This window comes from Marinobacter sp. E2 (assembly GCF_055755345.1).
This window is the reverse complement of the sequence record NZ_CM146911.1, coordinates 2220220-2240360: the sequence shown is the minus strand read 5'-3', so window position 1 is coordinate 2240360 and position 20141 is coordinate 2220220. Positions and strand designations below refer to the sequence as shown.

Annotated in this window: 17 protein-coding genes; 11 read left to right on the top strand and 6 right to left on the bottom strand. The window is 60.6% G+C overall.

Annotated elements, in window-relative coordinates; genetic code table 11:
• Positions 1-20 precede the first annotated feature (20 nt).
• Genes kdsB through murB form a run of 3 tightly spaced genes read left to right on the top strand, consistent with a single transcriptional unit; the run spans position 21 to position 2320 of the window.
• The gene (kdsB, locus tag AC0J1C_RS10205; RefSeq protein WP_473043750.1) at positions 21-803 is read left to right on the top strand and encodes a 3-deoxy-manno-octulosonate cytidylyltransferase; all 783 of its coding nucleotides are present in this window, start codon (positions 21-23) and stop codon (positions 801-803) included.
• 18 nt (positions 804-821) lie between these two features.
• On the top strand, positions 822-1289 hold the full coding sequence (locus AC0J1C_RS10200) for a low molecular weight protein-tyrosine-phosphatase (protein ID WP_473046527.1): 468 nt from the start codon (positions 822-824) through the stop codon (positions 1287-1289).
• A complete protein-coding gene (gene murB / locus AC0J1C_RS10195) occupies positions 1286-2320 on the top strand; it encodes a UDP-N-acetylmuramate dehydrogenase (protein ID WP_473043749.1) in 1035 nt (344 codons plus the stop codon). Before AC0J1C_RS10200 ends, murB begins: the two co-directional genes overlap by 4 nt.
• Before the next feature lie 13 nt (positions 2321-2333).
• Here murB and AC0J1C_RS10190 read toward each other — a convergent pair whose 3' ends face one another.
• Positions 2334-4067 (bottom strand): proline--tRNA ligase, encoded by a 1734-nt coding sequence (locus AC0J1C_RS10190; protein ID WP_473043748.1) that lies wholly within the window; start codon positions 4065-4067, stop codon positions 2334-2336.
• 111 nt (positions 4068-4178) lie between these two features.
• Positions 4179-4676, bottom strand: coding sequence for an Lrp/AsnC family transcriptional regulator (locus AC0J1C_RS10185; protein WP_375191897.1), 498 nt, complete (start codon positions 4674-4676; stop codon positions 4179-4181).
• A 145-nt stretch (positions 4677-4821) separates the two neighbouring features.
• Between AC0J1C_RS10185 and leuA the strand changes: the two genes are divergently transcribed.
• Complete coding sequence (gene leuA, locus AC0J1C_RS10180) at positions 4822-6516, top strand: 2-isopropylmalate synthase (protein ID WP_473043747.1); 1695 nt, start codon at positions 4822-4824, stop codon at positions 6514-6516.
• 95 nt (positions 6517-6611) lie between these two features.
• On the opposite strand, the gene AC0J1C_RS10175 is transcribed toward leuA, so the two are convergent.
• From AC0J1C_RS10175 to xseA, 3 genes are all read right to left on the bottom strand, one after another.
• Entirely contained in the window at positions 6612-6821 is a 210-nt protein-coding gene (locus AC0J1C_RS10175) for a cold-shock protein (RefSeq protein WP_091985846.1), read from the bottom strand.
• A 332-nt stretch (positions 6822-7153) separates the two neighbouring features.
• On the bottom strand, positions 7154-9028 hold the full coding sequence (locus AC0J1C_RS10170) for a propionyl-CoA synthetase (RefSeq protein WP_473043746.1): 1875 nt from the start codon (positions 9026-9028) through the stop codon (positions 7154-7156).
• Positions 9029-9117: 89 nt separating this feature from the next.
• Positions 9118-10509 carry an exodeoxyribonuclease VII large subunit gene (gene xseA, locus AC0J1C_RS10165; protein ID WP_473043745.1) on the bottom strand — a complete coding sequence of 464 codons (1392 nt, stop codon included), beginning with the start codon at positions 10507-10509 and terminating at the stop codon, positions 9118-9120.
• Between the two features lie 192 nt (positions 10510-10701).
• Between xseA and guaB the strand changes: the two genes are divergently transcribed.
• The 6 genes from guaB to AC0J1C_RS10135 all read left to right on the top strand — a co-directional run bounded on the left by guaB (position 10702) and on the right by AC0J1C_RS10135 (position 17180).
• Positions 10702-12165: an IMP dehydrogenase gene (gene guaB, locus AC0J1C_RS10160; RefSeq protein WP_091985838.1), complete on the top strand. Its 1464-nt coding sequence runs from the start codon at positions 10702-10704 to the stop codon at positions 12163-12165.
• Between the two features lie 62 nt (positions 12166-12227).
• Positions 12228-13805, top strand: coding sequence for a glutamine-hydrolyzing GMP synthase (gene guaA / locus AC0J1C_RS10155; RefSeq protein ID WP_091985836.1), 1578 nt, complete (start codon positions 12228-12230; stop codon positions 13803-13805).
• 20 nt (positions 13806-13825) lie between these two features.
• Positions 13826-14329 carry a tRNA adenosine(34) deaminase TadA gene (gene tadA / locus AC0J1C_RS10150; protein ID WP_375191894.1) on the top strand — a complete coding sequence of 168 codons (504 nt, stop codon included), beginning with the start codon at positions 13826-13828 and terminating at the stop codon, positions 14327-14329.
• 8 nt (positions 14330-14337) lie between these two features.
• A complete protein-coding gene (galE, locus tag AC0J1C_RS10145; RefSeq protein WP_473043744.1) occupies positions 14338-15333 on the top strand; it encodes a UDP-glucose 4-epimerase GalE in 996 nt (331 codons plus the stop codon).
• Positions 15334-15387: 54 nt separating this feature from the next.
• Positions 15388-16731 (top strand): UDP-glucose dehydrogenase family protein, encoded by a 1344-nt coding sequence (locus tag AC0J1C_RS10140; protein WP_473043743.1) that lies wholly within the window; start codon positions 15388-15390, stop codon positions 16729-16731.
• Positions 16732-16745: 14 nt separating this feature from the next.
• Positions 16746-17180, top strand: coding sequence for an HIT domain-containing protein (locus AC0J1C_RS10135; protein WP_473043742.1), 435 nt, complete (start codon positions 16746-16748; stop codon positions 17178-17180).
• Between the two features lie 150 nt (positions 17181-17330).
• On the opposite strand, the gene fabR is transcribed toward AC0J1C_RS10135, so the two are convergent.
• A complete protein-coding gene (gene fabR, locus AC0J1C_RS10130) occupies positions 17331-17951 on the bottom strand; it encodes an HTH-type transcriptional repressor FabR (RefSeq protein ID WP_473043741.1) in 621 nt (206 codons plus the stop codon).
• 336 nt (positions 17952-18287) lie between these two features.
• Between fabR and aspS the strand changes: the two genes are divergently transcribed.
• Complete coding sequence (gene aspS, locus AC0J1C_RS10125) at positions 18288-20087, top strand: aspartate--tRNA ligase (protein ID WP_473043740.1); 1800 nt, start codon at positions 18288-18290, stop codon at positions 20085-20087.
• Positions 20088-20141: the final 54 nt, after the last annotated feature.

Here is a 20141-nt window from a genome sequence, read left to right as displayed (position 1 = left end):
AAAACAACAGGGTTGATGTGATGTCTTTTACCGTTGTTATTCCCGCCCGGTATGCCTCCAGCCGGTTGCCCGGAAAGCCGCTGGCGGACATTGCCGGAAAACCCATGATCCAGCACGTCTGCGAGCGGGCCGGCGAGAGCCGGGCGGCGCGCGTAGTGGTGGCCACAGACGATGAGCGGGTTCGTGATGCCTGCGAGCGGTTTGGAGCCGAGGTCGTAATGACCTCGCCAAACCATGCAAGCGGGACGGATCGCCTTGAGGAGGTGGCCCGGCGGCTGGCCTTCGAACCCGACCACCGGGTGATCAACGTGCAGGGCGACGAACCCCTGATTCCTCCTGAACTGATCAACCAGGTGGCGGATAACCTCGAGTTCCATCCGGAGGCGGCGATTGCCACCCTGTGTGAGCGGATCCACGATCCGGCCCAGGTGTTTAATCCGAACGTCGTCAAAGTGGTGTTTGACCATCAGGGCATGGCGCATTATTTCAGCCGGGCACCGATACCCTGGGCCCGCGACCAGTGGAGCGAAGGCAAGCCCCTCGCCGGCGGCGACGTATCCCTCCCCGAACAAACCGGCTATTTCCGTCACATTGGCATCTACGGATACCGGGCCTCGGTGCTCGCCGATTTTGTTACCTGGGCGCCGGCACCGATTGAAATCACCGAGTCACTCGAGCAGCTGCGGGCGTTGTACAACGGCGCCCGAATCCATGTGGACATTGCGGCCACCAACCCGCCCGGCGGCGTCGATACCCAGGCGGACCTGGACAAGTTGAGAGAGTGGATGGAGAAAAGGGGGTGACGCGTGACTGAACAATCCATAAAGGTACTCTTCGTGTGCCTGGGCAATATCTGTCGCTCGCCCAGCGCCGAGGGGGTGTTCCGGGCGCTGGTAGAGCAGGCGGGCCTGTCAGGCACCATCGAGATCGACTCCTGCGGCACCGGTAACTGGCACGTGGGCAAAAGTCCGGACGCCCGGGCCCAGGAGGCAGCAAGGCGCCGGGGTATCGACATCAGCGGGCTCAGGGCGCGCCAGATTCACGAGGGGGATCTCGATCACTTCGATTATGTGCTGGTGATGGATCGCCAGAACCTGGCCGATGTCACCGACCTGTGGCACCAGAACGGCGGAACCCGCCCGGCCCTGTTCCTGGAATACGGCAGCTCCGGCCATTCGGAAGTGCCCGATCCCTATTATGGCGGTCATGAAGGGTTCGAGTGGGTGCTGGACCTGATTGAAGAGGCAGGCAAAGGGTTGCTTGCGGATATCAGGGGGCGGCTGGCTTGAGCCTGGGGCCCGAGATTCAGGAGAACGTCGAGCTTGGGGCGTTGAACTCGCTTCACGTGGCGGCCGTCGCCCGTTTTTACGTGGAGGTCGGCAGCACCGACGAACTGGTCAATGCTCTGGTTTGGGCCGATTCCCACGGGCATGAGGTGCTTATCCTTGGTGGCGGCAGCAATCTGGTGTTTGCCGGCGATTTCCCGGGTCTGGTGGTGCGGGTGGCGATTCTCGGGCGCCACTGGGAGCAGATTGAAGAGCGTGGTGCGACGCTGGTTCTGGGCGCCGGGGAAAACTGGCACGAGGCGGTTATCTACGCCGCCAGGGCGGGCTACCGGGGCATTGAAAATCTGGCGCTGATTCCGGGCACCGCAGGGGCCGCGCCGGTCCAGAACATAGGGGCCTACGGTGTGGAGCTCTGCGATACGCTGCAGTCGGTGTCGGCTTTGGACCGTACCACGGGCGAGCGGGTCACCCTGGGGGCTGACGAATGCCGGTTTGCCTACCGGGACAGCCTCTTCAAACAGACACCGGGCCGTTATGTCATCACCGAAATCCGTCTGCGGCTGTCACGCACCCGACCGCTGGTTCTGGGCTATCGGGATCTCGAGGAATACCTGGGGCCGGTGGACGCGGATCGTCTGGAGCCGATGGCGGTGGCCGAAGCCGTCATGGCGATTCGGCGGCGCAAGCTGCCGGACCCCGAGATCCTTCCCAATGCCGGCAGCTTTTTCAAGAACCCGGTGATCGACACCGCCCGGTTCGAGGCCCTGAAAGCCCGTTACCCTGACATCGCGGCCTATCCCCAGGCCGAAGGCGTCAAGCTGGCCGCCGCCTGGTTGATCGATCAGAGTGGTTGGAAAGGGTTCCGGAATGCCCGGGTTGGGGTTCATAACCGACAGGCACTGGTTCTTATTAACCATTCTGGCGGCACCGGACGGGATATTCTGGCGCTGGCGGAAACCATCCGGGGCTCCGTCCAGGAACGCTTTGGCGTGACCCTGGAAATGGAGCCCGGAATCGTTGGCGCTCTGGTCTGAAGACCTCTCTGGCCTAGAGACCTTTTCTGGGTGAGGCATTAACCAGGAAGGGCAGCGCCTCGGCCACCGGAACATCCTGTTTTTCCTCGTCCCGGCGTCCCTTGTACTCGAGGGTGCCGGCAGCCAGGCCGCGATCAGACACCACAAAGCGGTGAGGGATACCAATCAGTTCCATATCGGCAAATTTCACGCCCGGGCGTTCGTTGCGGTCGTCCAGCAGTACATCGTAGCCCGCCTGGCGCAACTGCTCGTACAGCTTCTCGCCCGCCTCGGCTACCGTCGGAGACTTGTGAGCGTTCAGGGTAACAATGGCCACCTGGAAGGGGGCGATCGCATCCGGCCAGATGATGCCCTTGTCGTCGTGGTTCTGCTCAATGGACGCCGCCACAATGCGGGAAACGCCAATGCCGTAGCAGCCCATGTCCATGACCACACTCTTGCCGTTCTCATCCAGCACGGTGGCGTTCATGGCGGTACTGTACTTGTTGCCGAGCTTGAAGATGTGGCCCACTTCAATGCCACGGCGGATCTCGAGGGTGCCCTTGCCGTCCGGGCTCGGGTCGCCTTCCACCACGTTACGCAGGTCTTCGACCCGGTCAATGGCAACGTCACGCTCCCAGTTGACGCCGGTGAGGTGATAGCCGTCGCGGTTGGCGCCGCAGACAAAGTCTGCCAGGTGTGCGGCGCTGCGATCCACGATCACGGGCACGGGCAGGTTGACCGGGCCGATGGAGCCGGCTTTGCAGCCCACCGCCTTCTCGATCTCTTCATCGGTGGCCATGGTCAGCGGCTCGGCCACGCCGGCCAGATTTTCCGCCTTGATCTCGTTCAGGGTGTGGTCGCCGCGAAGAACCAGTGCCACCAGGCCGGCCTGCCCGTTTTCATCCGCCTCTCCCTTTACCAGAAGGGTTTTCACGGTGCGGGTTGCGTCAACGTTGAGGAACGTGGCGACGGCTTCAATGGTGCGTTGGTCCGGCGTTGCCACGTCTTGCATGGTTTCGCCGGGTGCCGGGCGTTCACCGGCCGGAGCGACCGCTTCGGCTTTCTCGATGTTGGCGGCATAGTCACTGTCGGTGCTGAATACGATGTCGTCTTCGCCGGAGGAGGCGAGCACGTGGAACTCGTGGGAGGCGCTGCCGCCGATCGCGCCGGAATCCGCCTGGACCGGGCGGTACTCAAGCCCCAGGCGATCAAAGATGGCACAATAGGTGCGGTGCATGACCTGGTAGGTCTCATCCAGGGACTCGGCGTTCAGGTGGAAGGAATAGGCATCCTTCATGATGAACTCCCGGGCCCGCATCACACCAAATCTGGGCCGTCGCTCGTCGCGGAATTTGGTCTGGATCTGGTAGAAGTTGGCGGGCAGTTCCTTGTAGCTTTTGAGCTCGTTGCGGATCAGGTCGGTGATGACTTCCTCGTGCGTGGGTCCGAAGCAGAAGTCGCGACCGTGGCGGTCGTTCATGCGCAGCAGCTCGCCACCGTACTGGGTCCAACGTCCGGATTCCTGCCACAGTTCAGCGGGCTGGACAGCCGGCATCAGCACTTCCTGGGCGCCGCTCTTGTCCATTTCTTCCCGCACAATCCGCTCTACCTTGCGCAGGGTGCGAAGCCCCATCGGCAACCAGGTATAGAGGCCGGCGGCCAGTTTCCGGATCATCCCGGCCCGTAGCATCAGCTGATGACTGATAATCTCGGCATCGGCCGGCGTTTCTTTCTGGGTGGCAATCAGGTAGCGGCTTGCTCGCATCGTGTTTTCCGTTTGTCAGTTGGCATTCAACTCTGAGTGGCCCGTATTGTACGGAGCCTGTCCAGGAAGGTACAGATGGCAAGCGGAGTCAGCCAGCGTTCAGGTACCCGGTCAGGACAGATAGCCCAGGGGCAGGGCGGTACTATCGATCACCCGGCGCAGCACAAAGCTGGAATGCACACCGCTCACCCCCTGGATTCGGGTAATCCGGTTAAGCAGAAAGTGGTGATAGTGGTCCATGTCCGGCACCACCACCTTGAGCATGTAGTCGGCGTCCTGGCCGGTAATAAGGTAGCACTCCTGAACCTCTGGATACTCGGCCACCTGCTCCTCGAAGGCGGCAAAACGCTCGGGGGTGTGTCGGTCCATGCCGATCAGGATGATGGCGGTCAGGGACAGACCCAGCTTCTTGTGGTCCAGTATCGTTACGGTACGGACGATGATGCCCGCTTCCTGCAGGGCGCGAACCCGGCGCAGACAGGGCGAGGGTGACAGCCCGACTTTTTCCGCCAGTTCCTGGTTGGTCAGCGAGCCGTCTTTCTGCACCTGGGCGAGGATTTTCCGGTCAAGATTGTCAATCTTAACGAGTGTTTTCTGATTTTGCGCCATAGTGTGTCTCTGAATAACTTTATCGGGCAATTTTGTATCAATAAAATAGTCTTCGATGGCTCATTTCGCAAACAAATACCGTTTTCTTTGCGTTATGCTGTAGGCATTGAGTATTTCATCCGGAAAACCGCAAGGAATCACCATCATGGCGTTCGATCACCGCAAATACGTTGCGTTCAAACCTGTTGCCAAAACCGACCGTCGCTGGCCGGATAAGGTTATCGAGAAAGCACCGACCTTCTGTGCAGTGGACCTTCGTGATGGCAACCAGGCTCTGGTAAAGCCCATGACGGTGGCCCAGAAGCAGCGGATGTTCGATTTGCTGGTTAAGCTGGGCTTCAAGGAGATCGAAATCGGATTTCCGGCGGCCAGTCAGCCGGACTTTGATTTCTGTCGGAAGCTGATTGAGGAAAACCGGATCCCCGAGGACGTCAAGATCCAGGTGCTGACCCAGGCGCGGCCGGAGTTGATTGAGCGTACCTACGAAGCGCTGGCCGGCGCCCGCAAGGCCATCGTGCACGTGTACAACTCGACCTCGACGGTGCAGCGTGAACAGGTATTCGGCCTCGACCGTGACGGCATCCGTGACATTGCCGTGAATGGCGCGAAGCTGGTGAAAGAGATTGCCGCCCGTCATCCGGAAACCGAGTGGACCTTCCAGTATTCCCCCGAGAGCTTCACTGGTACCGAATTGGACTTTGCGGCGGAAGTGATTGATGCGGTCAGCGATGTCTGGCGGCCCGAGGAAGGCCAACCGATGATTATCAATCTGCCGGCCACCGTGGAAATGGCGACTCCGAATGTTTTCGCCGACCAGATCGAGTGGATCTGCGACAACATCAAGCGTCGGGAACACATCAGTATCAGCGTCCATACCCATAACGACCGGGGCTGTGCGGTGGCGGCCGCCGAACTGGCAGTAATGGCCGGCGCCGACCGGGTGGAAGGTACGCTGATGGGCAACGGCGAGCGCACCGGCAACATGGACCTGGTCACCATGGCCATGAACCTCTACTCCCAGGGCATTGACCCGACCCTGGACCTGTCCGGCATGGCCGAGATCACCGAAGTGGTCGAGGCCTGCACGGAAATCTCGACGCATCCGCGCCATCCCTACGCCGGCGAGCTGGTGTTCACCGCGTTCTCAGGCAGCCATCAGGATGCCATCCGCAAGTGCCTGACGCGTCGCAAGGAGGGCGAGGTCTGGAACGTGGCCTATCTGCCCATCGACCCCTTTGATGTTGGCCGGCGTTATGAGGAAGTGGTGCGCATCAACAGCCAGTCGGGCAAGGGTGGTGTGGCCTATGTGCTGGAGCGGGACTACGACATCAGCCTGCCGCGCTGGCTGCAGATTGAATTCAGCAAGGTGGTGCAGCGAGAGGCCGAGACCAATGGTGGTGAGATCGACTCCCTCACCATTCACCGGCTGTTCGAAGAGCGCTACCTCAAGGTGCATGCGGACTGGGCCCTGACCTCCTACGACCTGCACCGGGATGAGGACGGTGTGCGGGCGGAAGTGGTGGTTGGTCGAGAGGCCCGCCCGATTCGCCTGGAAGGGCGCGGTCTGGGTGCCGTGGAGGCAGTGTCAGAAGCGTTGGAGCAGAGGTTTGGCATTACCATTGCTGTAGAGGCGTACGACGAGTTTGCCCTGGGTGAGGGCACCAATGCCAACGCTCTGGCCTGTATCCGCCTGAACGCCAACGGTCGTTTGTGCAGCGCTGCTGCGTTGGCTGAGGACACCACGTCGGCGACACTGCAGGCGCTGTTCTCGGCGGTGGCTCAGGCGGTGGGCACCGAGATGCCGGCTACCTCCAGGGCGGCCGAGACCGAGGGGGCCTGATAACCGGGGCCCAGAAACGACACAAGCCGGCAAGTTGCCGGCTTGTTGGTTTTCCGATGCCCGTGAGGGGCAAAGGGCAGAAACCTGACCCTGGCTCAGACCGGGGTTACGTTTTCCGCCTGGGGACCTTTCGGGCCCTGGGTTACCGTGAACTGTACCTGCTGACCTTCGGTCAGGGTACGGAAGCCACTGGCATTGATTGCACTGTAGTGAACAAAGACGTCACTGCCACCGTCCTGGGCGATAAAGCCAAAGCCTTTGGACTCGTTAAACCACTTCACGTGGCCAGTTTTAGTTTCGGACATTGATCTTTCCTGTCTTCCTGTAATTTGCCCTCACGGGACCTTCAATACGCCTCGGGACACACCCAAAGGCGAATCATTGCTGAGAAATACCAGAGAGTACTGAGGGAAGGGGCAACGAAGAGCACTTCGGCAGAACGTTGTAACGCATTCACCAAATACCGCTGTATTTTCACAGCAATTTCAGTATAGACCGACTTTGGGGGGCGTCAACGAAATTTTTGCACCGCCGATGCAGGTTTTAAAGTCGCTCAAAAACAAGGGCTTGGGGCTCCAGGAACGGCGTGGCCCGGCCCGATGTGGAGCTCGGGCGGGCCGGTGGTTCGTTGGCAACCTCAGCGGCGGAACTGCTCGCTGATTTCTTCCAGGATGGCGGGGTCGTCAATGGTGCTGGGTACGGTGTAGTCCTCGCCGTCGGCGATCTGGCGAATGACTCGCCGCAGAATCTTGCCAGAGCGGGTCTTTGGCAGTCTTTCAACCACCAGGGCGCGACGGAAACAGGCGATGGCGCCGATCCGGTCGCGGACCATCTCCACCAGTTCGTCTTCCAGCTCGTCGTGGTTGATGGTGGCACCGTCCTTGATCAGAACGAGGCCCACGGGCACCTGGCCCTTCATGTCGTCCTGCGCGCCCACCACGCAGCATTCCGCGACCGCAGGATGGGAAGCGACGACCTCTTCCATTTCTCCGGTCGACAGCCGGTGGCCTGCCACGTTGATGACGTCGTCTGTCCGGCCCATAACAAACACATAACCGTCCTCATCAATAAAGCCACCGTCTCCGGAGCTGTAGAAGCCGGGAATCGGTTCAAGGTAGGTGCGCCGGAAACGCTCGTCGTCGCCCCAGACCGTCATCATGCAGCCGGGCGGCAGTGGCAGCTTGACCGCAATCTGCCCTTGTTCGCCGGCCGGCATCTGGCTGCCGCCGGCGTCGACTACCTGGACATCAAAGCCGGGAGAGGGGAACGTGGCCGAGCCCGGTTTGGTGGCCATCAGTTCAATACCGACCGGGTTGCAGCAGATGGCCCAGCCGGTTTCGGTCTGCCACCAGTGGTCGAGCACAGGCAGCCCGGTGTGTTCCTTGAGCCACTCGTAGGTGGCCGGATCCAGGCGTTCGCCAGCAAGGAACAGCCGTTTCAGGGAGCTGATGTCGTAGCGCGACAGCTGGTCGGCTTCGGGATCCTCCTTGCGGACGGCCCGGAAAGCGGTTGGTGCGGTAAACAGCATGTTCACCTTGTGATCCTGAACCACTCGCCAGAAGGCGCCGGCGTCGGGTGTTTTAACCGGTTTGCCCTCGTACAGGATGCTGGTGCAGCCCGCGAACAGCGGGGCGTAGACGATGTAGCTGTGGCCGACCACCCAGCCAACATCGGAGGCGGCCCAGTAGACATCGCCAGGTTTGGCGTCGTAGACCAGTTTCATGCTGTAGTTGAGCGCCACGGCATGGCCGCCATTGTCCCTGACCACGCCCTTGGGCTTACCGGTGGTGCCGGAGGTGTAGAGGATATAAAGCGGGTCGGTGGCTTTCACCGGCACCGGGTCCACGGGTCGTGCGACTGCCATCAGCTCCTGCCAGTCGTGATCCCGGCCGGTCTGCAGGCTGGCCTGTACCTGCGGTCGCTGGAACACAATGCAGGTTTCGGGCTTGTGTCGGGCCTGTTCGATGGCCTTGTCCACCAGCGGTTTATACTCGATCACCCGGGCCACTTCGATGCCACAGGAGGCGGTGATCACGGCTTTCGGGGTCGCATCGTCAATACGCACGGCCAGTTCGTGGGCGGCAAAGCCTCCGAACACCACGGAATGGATGGCACCAATCCTTGCACAGGCGAGCATGGCCATGACCGCCTCAGGGATCATTGGCATGTAGATGATAACGCGGTCGCCCTTGGCTATGCCCCGGTCCGTCAGGGCTCCAGCGACCCGTGCCACTTCGGCGGTCAGTTCGTTATAGGTGTAGGAACGCTGGTTTCCGGTAACGGGGGAATCGTAGATCAGGGCCTTCTGGTCACCCCGGCCAGCGCGTATGTTGGCATCCAGGGCGACATCACAGGAGTTGAGGGTGCCGTCCGGGAACCACTGTCCATGGCCGTTATCGGTTGGTTTCCAGATGGTTTTCGGCGGCTCAATCCAGTCGATCTGGTTGGCCTGTCCGCGCCAGAAATCTTCCGGATTGTCGATCGAACGCCGAAATTCTGAGTGGTAGTCCATACATTCCACCTCATCCTGCCTATTGTTGTTGTAATGCGTTTTCTCACAACTTTAGGCCGTTTGAGCGCACGGACTAGTAGACCATAGGCTTAGTCTGGCGTGTTTGTGGTCATGCATTTGACGGAGATCACTTCCGCCGTTATTTCGCCTCTGGCGACCCGGGCAGATACCCGCTCGCCGGGTGCAACCGTCTCGGCATCGCGCACGATTTCGCCGTCTCCGTTGCGAACGATGGCATAGCCCCGGCCGAGCGTGGCCAGGGGACTCACCACGTGGAGGGTCTGCGCCGAGTGCTCGAGGCTGCGACGACGGTGTTTCAGGCTTTGAGCGATGGCATCCGTCAAGCGTTCCCCCAGTCTCTGGACAGCTTCCTGGCCTGTCACAAGCTGGCGACGTGGAGATTGCATGAACAGGCGTTGGTGCAGGTGCTCTGATGTTACGCCCGCGCTCCCGAGGCGCTGACGGATGGCTTTGCTGAGCCGGAGCTCCAGGTCATCCATGCGCTGGGCCTTCTCCAGGAGTTCCCGTCTGGGGTCCCTCAGGCGGGCAGTCAGATGGTCTAGGCGGGTACCCAGGCGCTTGATATTGAGGTTGAAGGCATTGGCCAGGCGCAGTCCCCGTTCATCGAGCTGGTTCAGCCAGGTTGACTGATCGGGCGAGATTTTTTCGGCCGCCGCCGAGGGCGTGGGGGCCCGAAGGTCGGCGACGAAATCGGCGATAGTCACGTCCACCTCGTGGCCCACGGCGCTCACGGTGGGAATGGTGCAGTCCGCAATGGCCCGGGCGACAGCCTCTTCGTTGAAGCACCAGAGATCCTCAAGGGAGCCGCCGCCCCGGCCGATGATCAAAACATCAGCAACCCCGTGTTGCTGTGCCGAGGCAATTGCGCGCGCAATCTCTGCCGTTGCCGCCTTGCCCTGAACGGCTGTGGGGTAGAGTGTCACCGGGATGGCGGGGCAGCGCCTGGCGAGCACCGTGAGAATGTCGTGGATGGCCGCACCCGTGGGTGACGTCACCACGCCAATGTGGCGGGGCAGGGCCGGTATGGGCTTCTTCCGGGCCTGATCGAACAGGCCCTCGGACAGCAGTTTGCGCTTGAGCTCCTCGAACGCCTGTTGCAACGCCCCGAGACCCGCGGGTTCCAGATGCTCGACAATGATCTGGAAGTCGCCCCGGTTCTCGTAGAGCGTTACCTTACCGCGAATCCGTATCTGGTCTCCTTCTTTCGGCAGGGTGCGTATGCGCTGGTTCATGCCGCGGAACATGGCGCAACGAACCTGGCATTTGCGGTCTTTGAGGGAGAAATACCAGTGGCCCGACGATGGGCGGGAAAAACCGGACAGTTCTCCCTCAACCCACACCTGCATGAAACTCGACTCCAGAAGGTGCCTGGCCTGGTGGTTCAGCTCGCTGACGCTCAATGCCCGGGGACGGGTATCCTGCATGGGGGAGGTCGCCGGTCCTGCTCCATCGTTATACATACGCAATAGCCGAAAAATGGGAGGTTAAAAATAGCGGAATTTCAAAAAGATGCAATCGAACCTTCAAAACTGTGCGGTTTACTGTCCCCGAGCACACCTTTATAATAGATCGATTAAGGATTTTGCTCTGCTGTGCCGCCGCGGGCATGGCATGGAAATTCCAAACTTAGCACGTTCAAAAGGCGGATCCCAATGCTGCGAATTGCCGAAGAAGCCCTCACATTCGATGACGTTCTGCTGGTTCCCGGTTACTCGGAAGTGCTCCCTCACCAGGTCAGTCTGCAGACCCAGCTGACCAAGGGTATCACGCTCAATATTCCCCTGCTGTCTTCCGCGATGGACACGGTGACCGAATCGGAACTGGCCATTGCCATGGCTCAGGAAGGCGGAATCGGCATCATGCACAAGAACATGACCGTGGAGCAACAGGCGGCAGCGGTTCGCAAGGTCAAGAAATTCGAGAGCGGCGTGGTGAAGGACCCGATCACCGTTTCCCCGGACACCACCGTGCGGGAACTGGTGGATATCACCATGGCCAACAGCATCTCTGGTCTGCCGGTGGTGGATGGTCACGACCTGGTAGGGATCGTGACCGGCCGTGACATCCGGTTCGAAAGCCGCATGGAAACGCTGGTTCGGGACATCATGACCCCCAAGGAGAAACTGGTTACCGTCCGTGAGGGTGCCAGCCTTGATGATGTCAAAGAACTGCTGCACCGGCACCGGATCGAAAAGGTGCTGGTGGTTAACGACAATTTTGAGCTGCGCGGCCTGATTACGGTCAAGGACATCCAGAAGGCCAAGGATTACCCGCTGGCCTGCAAGGACGATCAGGGTCGACTGCGCGTTGGTGCCGCAGTCAGCACCGGTGGCGACACCGAGGCCCGCGTTCGAGCCCTGGCGGAAGCAGGTGTCGACGTGATCGTGGTGGATACCGCACACGGCCACTCCCGTGGTGTGATTGATCGCGTGCGCTGGATCAAGGAAAACTATCCGGACGTTCAGGTAATCGGTGGCAACATCGCGACCTCCCACGCGGCGCTTGCCCTCGCGGATGCTGGAGCCGACGCGGTGAAGGTCGGAATTGGACCCGGCTCAATCTGTACCACCCGCATCGTTGCGGGTATCGGCGTGCCCCAGATCTCCGCGGTCTCCAACGTGGCGGCGGCGCTGAAGGACCGTGGCGTGCCGTTGATTGCCGATGGCGGCATCCGGTTCTCCGGTGACATTGCCAAGGCTATTGCCGCCGGCGCCCACAGCGTCATGATTGGTAGTCTGCTGGCCGGTACCGACGAAGCACCCGGCGAAGTGGAGCTGTTCCAGGGTCGAAGCTACAAGGCCTACCGTGGCATGGGGTCGATCGGTGCCATGGGGCAGGGCTCCAGTGACCGCTACTTCCAGGACGCCAGCAAGGGTATCGAAAAGCTTGTTCCTGAGGGTATTGAAGGCCGGGTGGCCTGCAAGGGTCCGATGCGCAACATCGTTCACCAGTTGGTGGGCGGCCTGCGGGCGGCAATGGGCTACACCGGAAGCGCCACCATGGAGGAGATGCGCACCAAGCCGGAATTTGTACGCATCACCAACGCCGGCATGCGTGAAAGCCACGTTCACGATGTGACGATTACCAAAGAAGCGCCCAACTACCGTATCGGTTAATTACTGCCAGACCAGACGCGGCCCCAGGAGGGCCGCGTTGTTTATTCAGCTCCGAGGATTCCATGGCTCAGAACATTCACGATCACCGTATCCTGATTCTTGATTTCGGTTCCCAGTACACCCAGTTGATTGCGCGCAGAGTTCGGGAAATCGGCGTTTACTGCGAGATCAAGGCGTTTGATATCAGCGATGAGGAGCTCAACGAATTCAATCCCAAGGGGATTGTGCTGGCCGGTGGACCTGAGTCGGTTACCCAGCTGGGCGGCCCCCGGGCCCCGGAAGGCCTGTTTGATCGCAACATCCCGATTCTGGGCATCTGCTACGGTATGCAGACCATGGCCGAGCAGCTCGGAGGCCGGGTGGCCAGTTCCGAGAAGCGTGAGTTTGGCTACGCCCAGGTGAAGGTTCGGGCCAAGGGGCCGCTTCTGGCAGACATTACGGATCACCTGACACCGGCCGGTGAATCCCTGCTGGATGTGTGGATGAGCCACGGCGACAAGGTGGTGGCCATGCCCGAGGGCTTCGAACTTCTGGCGTCTACCGAGAGCGCGCCCATCGCGGCCATGCAGGACGTCAGCCGCAACCTCTACGGCGTACAGTTCCACCCGGAGGTGACTCACACACTCCAGGGCAAGCGCATTCTGGAACATTTCGTCCTCAACATCTGCCAGTGCGAGGCACTATGGACGCCGGCGAAGATCGTCGATGATGCCGTTCAGCAGATTCGCGATCAGGTAGGCGGCGACAAAGTGCTGCTAGGTCTTTCCGGGGGTGTGGATTCCTCGGTGACCGCGGCGCTGCTGCATCGAGCCATCGGCGACCAGCTTACCTGTGTGTTCGTGGACAACGGCCTGCTGCGCCTGCACGAGGGCGATCAGGTCATGGACATGTTTGCCAGCAACATGGGTGTCAAGGTTATCCGGGTGGATGCGGAAGACCTGTTCCTGTCCAAGCTCAAAGGCATCAGCGATCCCGAGCAGAAGCGCAAGATCATCGGTAACACCTTCATAGATGTGTTCGATGACGAGGCGGCCAACATCAAGGACGTGAACTGGCTGGCCCAGGGCACCATCTATCCGGACGTGATTGAATCCGCCGCGTCCAAAACCGGCAAGGCCCACGTGATCAAGTCCCATCACAACGTCGGCGGGCTGCCGGAAACCATGAAAATGAAACTGGTAGAGCCTCTGCGTGAGCTGTTCAAGGACGAGGTGCGCCGGATTGGCCTGGAGCTGGGGCTGCCCTACGACATGGTATACCGGCACCCGTTCCCCGGACCGGGCCTGGGTGTACGCATTCTCGGCGAAGTGAAAAAGGAGTACGCCGACATCCTGCGCCGGGCCGATGCCATCTTCCTCGAAGAGCTGCACCGTGCCGACCTGTACCACAAGACCAGCCAGGCGTTTGCCGTATTCCTGCCGGTCAAGTCGGTGGGCGTGGTTGGTGATGCGCGCCGCTACGAATACGTGGTCGCCCTGAGAGCGGTCGAAACCATCGATTTCATGACGGCGCGATGGGCACATCTCCCGTACGAGCTGCTTGAAACGGTGTCCAACAGAATCATCAATGAAATCACCGGTGTCTCCCGGGTCACCTACGATGTGTCCTCCAAGCCGCCGGCAACAATCGAGTGGGAATAACGGCCAGGTAAGCCTGCCCGATGTCTGAAATAACGGCGGAAGATGAGCGTTGGATGCGGCGGGCGCTGGCTCTGGCCGAGGAAGCGGCCGGCGCGGGTGAGGTGCCAGTTGGTGCGGTAGTGGTGCTGGACGGCAGGGAAGTTGGCGCCGGCTTCAATGCGCCTATCTCCGGCTGTGATCCCACGGCCCATGCCGAGATTCGGGCCCTGCGCGACGCCGGCGCCCGGGTTGGCAACTATCGGCTGCCGGGCGCCACGCTTTACGTTACGCTCGAGCCCTGTACCATGTGCGTGGGCGCTATTGTCCATGCCCGAATCAGTCGATTGGTTTACGGTGCGTCTGAGCCCAAGGCTGGCGCTGTGGAGTCTGCCCGGCGCACGCTGGAAGAGCCGCACCTGAACTGGCAGGTAGAACCCACCGGTGGCGTACTGGCCGATGAGTGCAGCCAGACCATCAGCGCGTTTTTCAGTCGGCGTCGGGCGGAAATCCGGCGGCGTCGCCAACAACCTTCAGGGAAGGAGTAGAGACACCCATGAAAGTCCTGGTTACCGGCGGCGCCGGTTATATCGGCAGCCACGTGGTGCGTCAGCTCGGCGAGGCCGGCCACGACATCGTGGTTTTTGATAATCTGTCCACCGGCTATCGATGGGCGGTTACAGCCGGTGAGCTGGTGGTGGGCGATCTGGCCGACGAGGCCGCCCTCGAAGCTCTGTTCTCCCGTCACCAGTTCGAGGCGGTGCTGCATTTCGCAGCCAACATCGTGGTGCCGGAGTCGGTAGCCAATCCCCTGAAATACTACGGTAATAACACCCGCAATACCCTGAACCTGCTTAAAGCCGTACAGGCCCACGGCGTGCCCTATATTGTGTTTTCCTCCACAGCGGCTGTGTACGGGATGCCGGAGCAGACCGTGCTCGCCGAGGACCTGCCGCTTGCGCCGATCAATCCGTACGGTGCCTCCAAAATGATGAGTGAGCGGATGATCATGGACCTGGCGGCGGCATCAGGCCTCAATTATGTGATCCTGAGGTACTTCAACGTGGCCGGTGCCAATCCGGACGGTCTGCTGGGGCAGGCGACGCCGGAAGCCACCCACCTGATCAAGGTGGCCTGCGAGTGCGTGACCGGCCAGCGTGAAGGCATGAGCGTGTTCGGTACCGATTACGATACCCGCGATGGCACCTGTATTCGCGATTACATCCATGTGGAGGACCTGGCCAAGGCCCATGTGATGGCCCTTGACTACATGGCCGAGGGCGGCAGCTCGAAGGTTCTGAACTGTGGCTACGGTCGTGGATTCACGGTTCGCGAGGTGATCGATGTGGTCAAGCGGAAATCCGGCGTTGACTTTCCGGTCACCGAAACCGCGCGAAGAGCCGGCGACCCGGAGGCGTTGATGGCAGATAACACGCGCATTCGGGAGACCCTTGGCTGGGCCCCGGATTACGATGACCTGGATACGATCGTGGGTACCGCGCTGGCCTGGGAAGCGCTCTGGCAAAAGAAAAAGGCCGAGCACAACGAATAAGCGTCTTACCCTGGACATCACATAATTATCTGACTCGCTATCGGGATTTAAAGGATGAAAATAACGATTTTTGGTACCGGATACGTGGGCCTGGTCACCGGCGCCTGCCTGGCGGATGTCGGCCACCACGTTCTGTGCATGGATGTTGACCAGGGCAAGATCGACAAACTGAAGAACGGACAGATTCCCATCTACGAACCCGGCCTCGAGACCATCGTGAAGCATACGGTTGAGGCGGGGCGTCTCGCCTTCACCACGGACACCGAGGAAGCGGTGCGCCACGGTGCGTTGCAATTTATTGCCGTTGGCACTCCACCGGACGAGGACGGTTCGGCGGATCTGCAGTACGTGACCGCCGTGGCCCGGGCCATCGGTGAGCACATGACGGACTACAAGGTGGTGGTCGACAAATCGACGGTTCCGGTCGGCACCGGCGACCGGGTGAGGGCAGCCGTGCGAGCGGAGCTCGATCGTCGTGGTCTGGAACTGGATTTCGACGTGGTCTCCAACCCCGAGTTTCTCAAGGAAGGTGCGGCGATCAACGATTTCATGAAGCCGGACCGGATTATTGTGGGAACCGACAGCGATCGTGCCGCGGAACTGCTGCGTGAGGTTTACTACCCGTTCAACCGCAACCATGATCGCATGATCTTCATGGATGTCCGCTCCGCTGAGCTGACCAAGTACGCCGCCAACTCCATGCTGGCCACCAAGATCAGCTTCATGAACGAGATCGCCAACCTGGCGGAGCGCCTGGGTGCCGATATCGAAGCGGTCCGTCGCGGCATCGGTTCCGATCCGCGCATCGGCTATCACTTCATTTACCCGGGTTGCGGCTACGGCGGTTCCTGCTTCCCCAAGGACGTACAGGCCCTGGCGCGCACCGCCAGTGATTGCGGTTACGAGGCACAACTGCTCAATGCCGTGGAATCCGTGAACTATGCCCAGAAGCACGTGCTGTTCGACAAGATCAGCCACTACTTTGGTGGCGAGCTGAACGGCAAGGTCGTGGCGCTCTGGGGGCTTGCCTTCAAGCCCAATACCGATGATATGCGTGAAGCCTCCTCCAGAACGCTGATGGAAGATCTCTGGAAGGCGGGCGCCACGGTGCAGGCCTTTGATCCGGAAGCCATGGAAGAGACTCAGCGTCTGTATCCGGACCAGGCCGGGCTGACACTGTGCGGCACCAAGGAGCAGGCGCTCAAGGGAGCGGACGTGCTGGCAATCTGTACCGAATGGAAGGAATTCCGTTCCCCGGACTTCCAGTCCATCGCGGCGGCATTGCAGGAGCCCGTGGTGTTCGATGGCCGCAACCTTTACGAGCCGGAAATGCTGGAGCGTTACGGTCTGATCTACTACGCCATCGGCCGGGGCCGCAACCAGTTCCACGCGGTTTAACAGCTGGAGGTTTCATGCCCAGATCAACGGAATTCCGACTTCACGAACGGCTTCAGGCGGACACCCTCCAGCTGGGTTCGACGCCGCTCTGCGAGATCCGGCTCATGAACGACCGGACCTGGCCCTGGGTGCTGTTGGTGCCGGCAATGCCGGACATTCGTGAAATCTACCAGTTGCCTGAGCAGGATCAGCACCAGTTGCTGACGGAGTCGTCGGTTCTGAGTGAGGCCATGATGGACGTGTTTGGCGGGCACAAGATGAACGTGGCCGCCCTCGGTAACATGGTGCCGCAGCTCCACCTTCATCACATTGTGCGCTTCGAGGGTGACCCGGCGTGGCCGGGCCCGGTATGGGGGAAGCAGGCGCCGGTGGCTTACACGGACGAAGGTCTGGCTGAGGTACGGGGGCGTCTGGAACCTGTGCTGTCCCGCCTGCGGCCGGACAGCTGAAAGGGCAAATCTGACCCGGGCATAAAAAAGCCCGCCAGTGGGGCGGGCACAATGCTGCCGTATCAGGCAACGACTCAACAATAGGAAGTGTATCGTCTTCCACTGCCTGACACGGGGCTTGCCCAGAAAGGTTCCAAAAAATCTACAGATTCATGACGCCTGGCGAGATGCCATGGTCTGTGAGCCCACCAGAATCATCCGCAGTTCCGCCTTCAGCTTGGTCTTGAGCTCTTCCCGCTCCCTCGGCGTGCAGTCCAGTGCCTCGGCCCCCTGATTGAACACCAGCGTTACCATGGCTTCGGCCACCACCTTGGGATCGGAAAGCGGCTTGTTCTGCTCGTCCGCGAAGCGCTTGAGGTCGTCGGCCAGTTCGGTGGCAAAATGGTCGATCTCGGCCTTGACTGCGGTTCGGAAGGGTTTGGACACCCCTGTGCGTTCACGGAGCATGAGACGGAACAGGTTGGCGTTGTTGCCCAGATACTCCATAAAGGTGTCCACCGAGGTGGAGATGGCGCTGCCGTCCCGGGCAATCCGCTTGCGGGCCTGGCGCATCAATTGGCGCAGGGCAACGCCCCCTTCGTCCACAAGGGCCAGGCCAAGCTCATCGAGCTCGGCAAAATGGCGGTAAAACGAGGTTGGAGCAATCCCGGCCTCGCGGGCCACTTCCCGCAAACTCAGGCTGCCAAAACCCCGGTCGGCACTCAGCTGCGACAGCGCTGCATCCATTAACGCCCGCCGGGTTTTCAGTTTCTGCTCCGCTCTGGTCGCCAAGGTAAAACTCCCTGCCTGTGCCGTTTAAAATCAGCATTCTAGCTGCCCGGACTACGTCAGTCACCCTGGCCGCCAATTTACCCGGTTGCACGCCTGATTTTCGGGGTAATTGTGTTTATAATGGGCGGCTTTTCCGCTATGGTCGCTGACATTTACAAGCGGCCTCAGAGTGGGTGCAAGCAAGCCGGTGGGGATGGCTTTCCGAAACACGCTGTGAATACGTCCGTGTACGCTCGGCTCCGCCATCCATGGCTCCGCACGGTTTCGGAAAGCCATCCCCACCAGCTTGCCCAGACGCCACGAATAAACGAACACATTCAGAACACGGGAACCGGTATGCGCAGTCACTATTGCGGTGGGATCAACGAATCCCACATCGATCAGGAAGTCACGCTTTGCGGATGGGTACACCGCCGCCGAGACCACGGTGGGGTTATCTTCCTGGATCTGCGGGATCGGGACGGCATGTCTCAGGTGGTGGTTGATCCCGACACCCCAGAGAGCTTTGCGCTGGCAGAGAAGGTGCGCAGCGAATTCGTCATCAAGGTGACTGGTCGTGTACGTCGTCGCCCCGCGGGTACCGAGAACAACAACATGCCGACCGGGCAGGTTGAATTGCTCGGCAAGGAACTGACCATCCTCAATGCCGCCGCCACGCCTCCGTTCCCGCTGGATGAACACGTAGACGTAGGCGAGGATGTTCGTCTGCGCTACCGCTTTGTTGATCTGCGCCGGCCGGAGATGCTCAACCGGCTTCGCTTCCGGTCCCGGGTCACCAGCTACATCCGTAACTTCCTGGACAGCCGCGGCTTTATGGACGTGGAAACGCCCATTCTGACCCGGGCCACCCCGGAAGGTGCCCGTGACTACCTGGTGCCCAGCCGTACCCATGAAGGCTCCTTTTTCGCACTGCCGCAGTCCCCGCAGCTGTTCAAGCAGTTGCTGATGGTGTCCGGCGTTGATCGCTATTACCAGATTGCCAAGTGTTTCCGGGACGAAGACCTGCGCGCTGACCGGCAGCCCGAATTTACCCAGGTGGACATCGAGGCGTCCTTCATTGACGAAGAAACCCTGATGAACCTGAACGAGGACATGGTGCGCTCCCTGTTCAAGGATGTGCTGGACGTGGAGCTGCCGGAGTTCCCGCGCATGCCTTACGCCGAAGCCATGCGCCGTTACGGCAGTGACAAACCGGACCTGCGGATTCCGCTGGAACTGCTGGATGTGGGTGATCTGGTCGAAAACGTCGACTTCAAGGTGTTCGCCGGCCCCGCCAAAGATCCCAAGGGCCGTGTGGCGGCCCTGCGTGTGCCGAAAGGCAGTGAGCTGACCCGCAAGCAGATTGATGACTACACAAAGTTTGTTGGCATCTATGGTGCCAAGGGTCTGGCCTATATCAAGGTGAACGAGCTGGCCAAGGGCGTGGAAGGCCTGCAGTCGCCCATCGTCAAGTTCCTGGGTGATGATGTCGCCATGGCGATGATGGAGCGGGTCGGGGCAGAAGATGGTGACATCGTGTTCTTTGGTGCCGACAAAGCCACCGTGGTGAACGAAGCCCTGGGTGCCCTGCGCATCAAGGTCGGCCACGATCTGGACATGCTCACTTCCGAATGGGCACCCATGTGGGTGGTGGACTTCCCGATGTTCGAAGAGTTGCCGGATGGCAGCCTGACCGCTATCCACCACCCGTTCACCGCGCCGTCGTGCAGCCCGGAAGAGCTGGCTGCGGATCCGGCCAATGCATTGTCCCGGGCCTATGACATGGTGCTCAACGGCACCGAGCTGGGCGGTGGCTCCATCCGTATCCACAACGAAAAAATGCAGGAAGCGGTGTTCCGTATTCTTGGCATTGGTGAGGAAGAGGCCCGGGCCAAGTTCGGATTCCTGCTCGACGCACTCAAGTTCGGTTGCCCGCCGCACGGTGGCCTGGCCTTCGGCCTCGACCGTCTGGTGATGCTGATGACCGGCGCCACCTCTATTCGCGATGTCATTGCCTTCCCGAAAACCCAGAGTGCCACCTGTCTGATGACCCAGGCGCCGGGTGAGGTAGACGAGAAGCAGCTTCGCGAGTTGCACATCCGCCTGCGCCGTTCGGCGAAAGCGGCAGACGGCAACAAGGCTGAGGGCACCGAGTAAATTCTGGGAGCCGGGAGCGGGTCCGATCCGCTCCCCGGACGATGGACGGAGGTT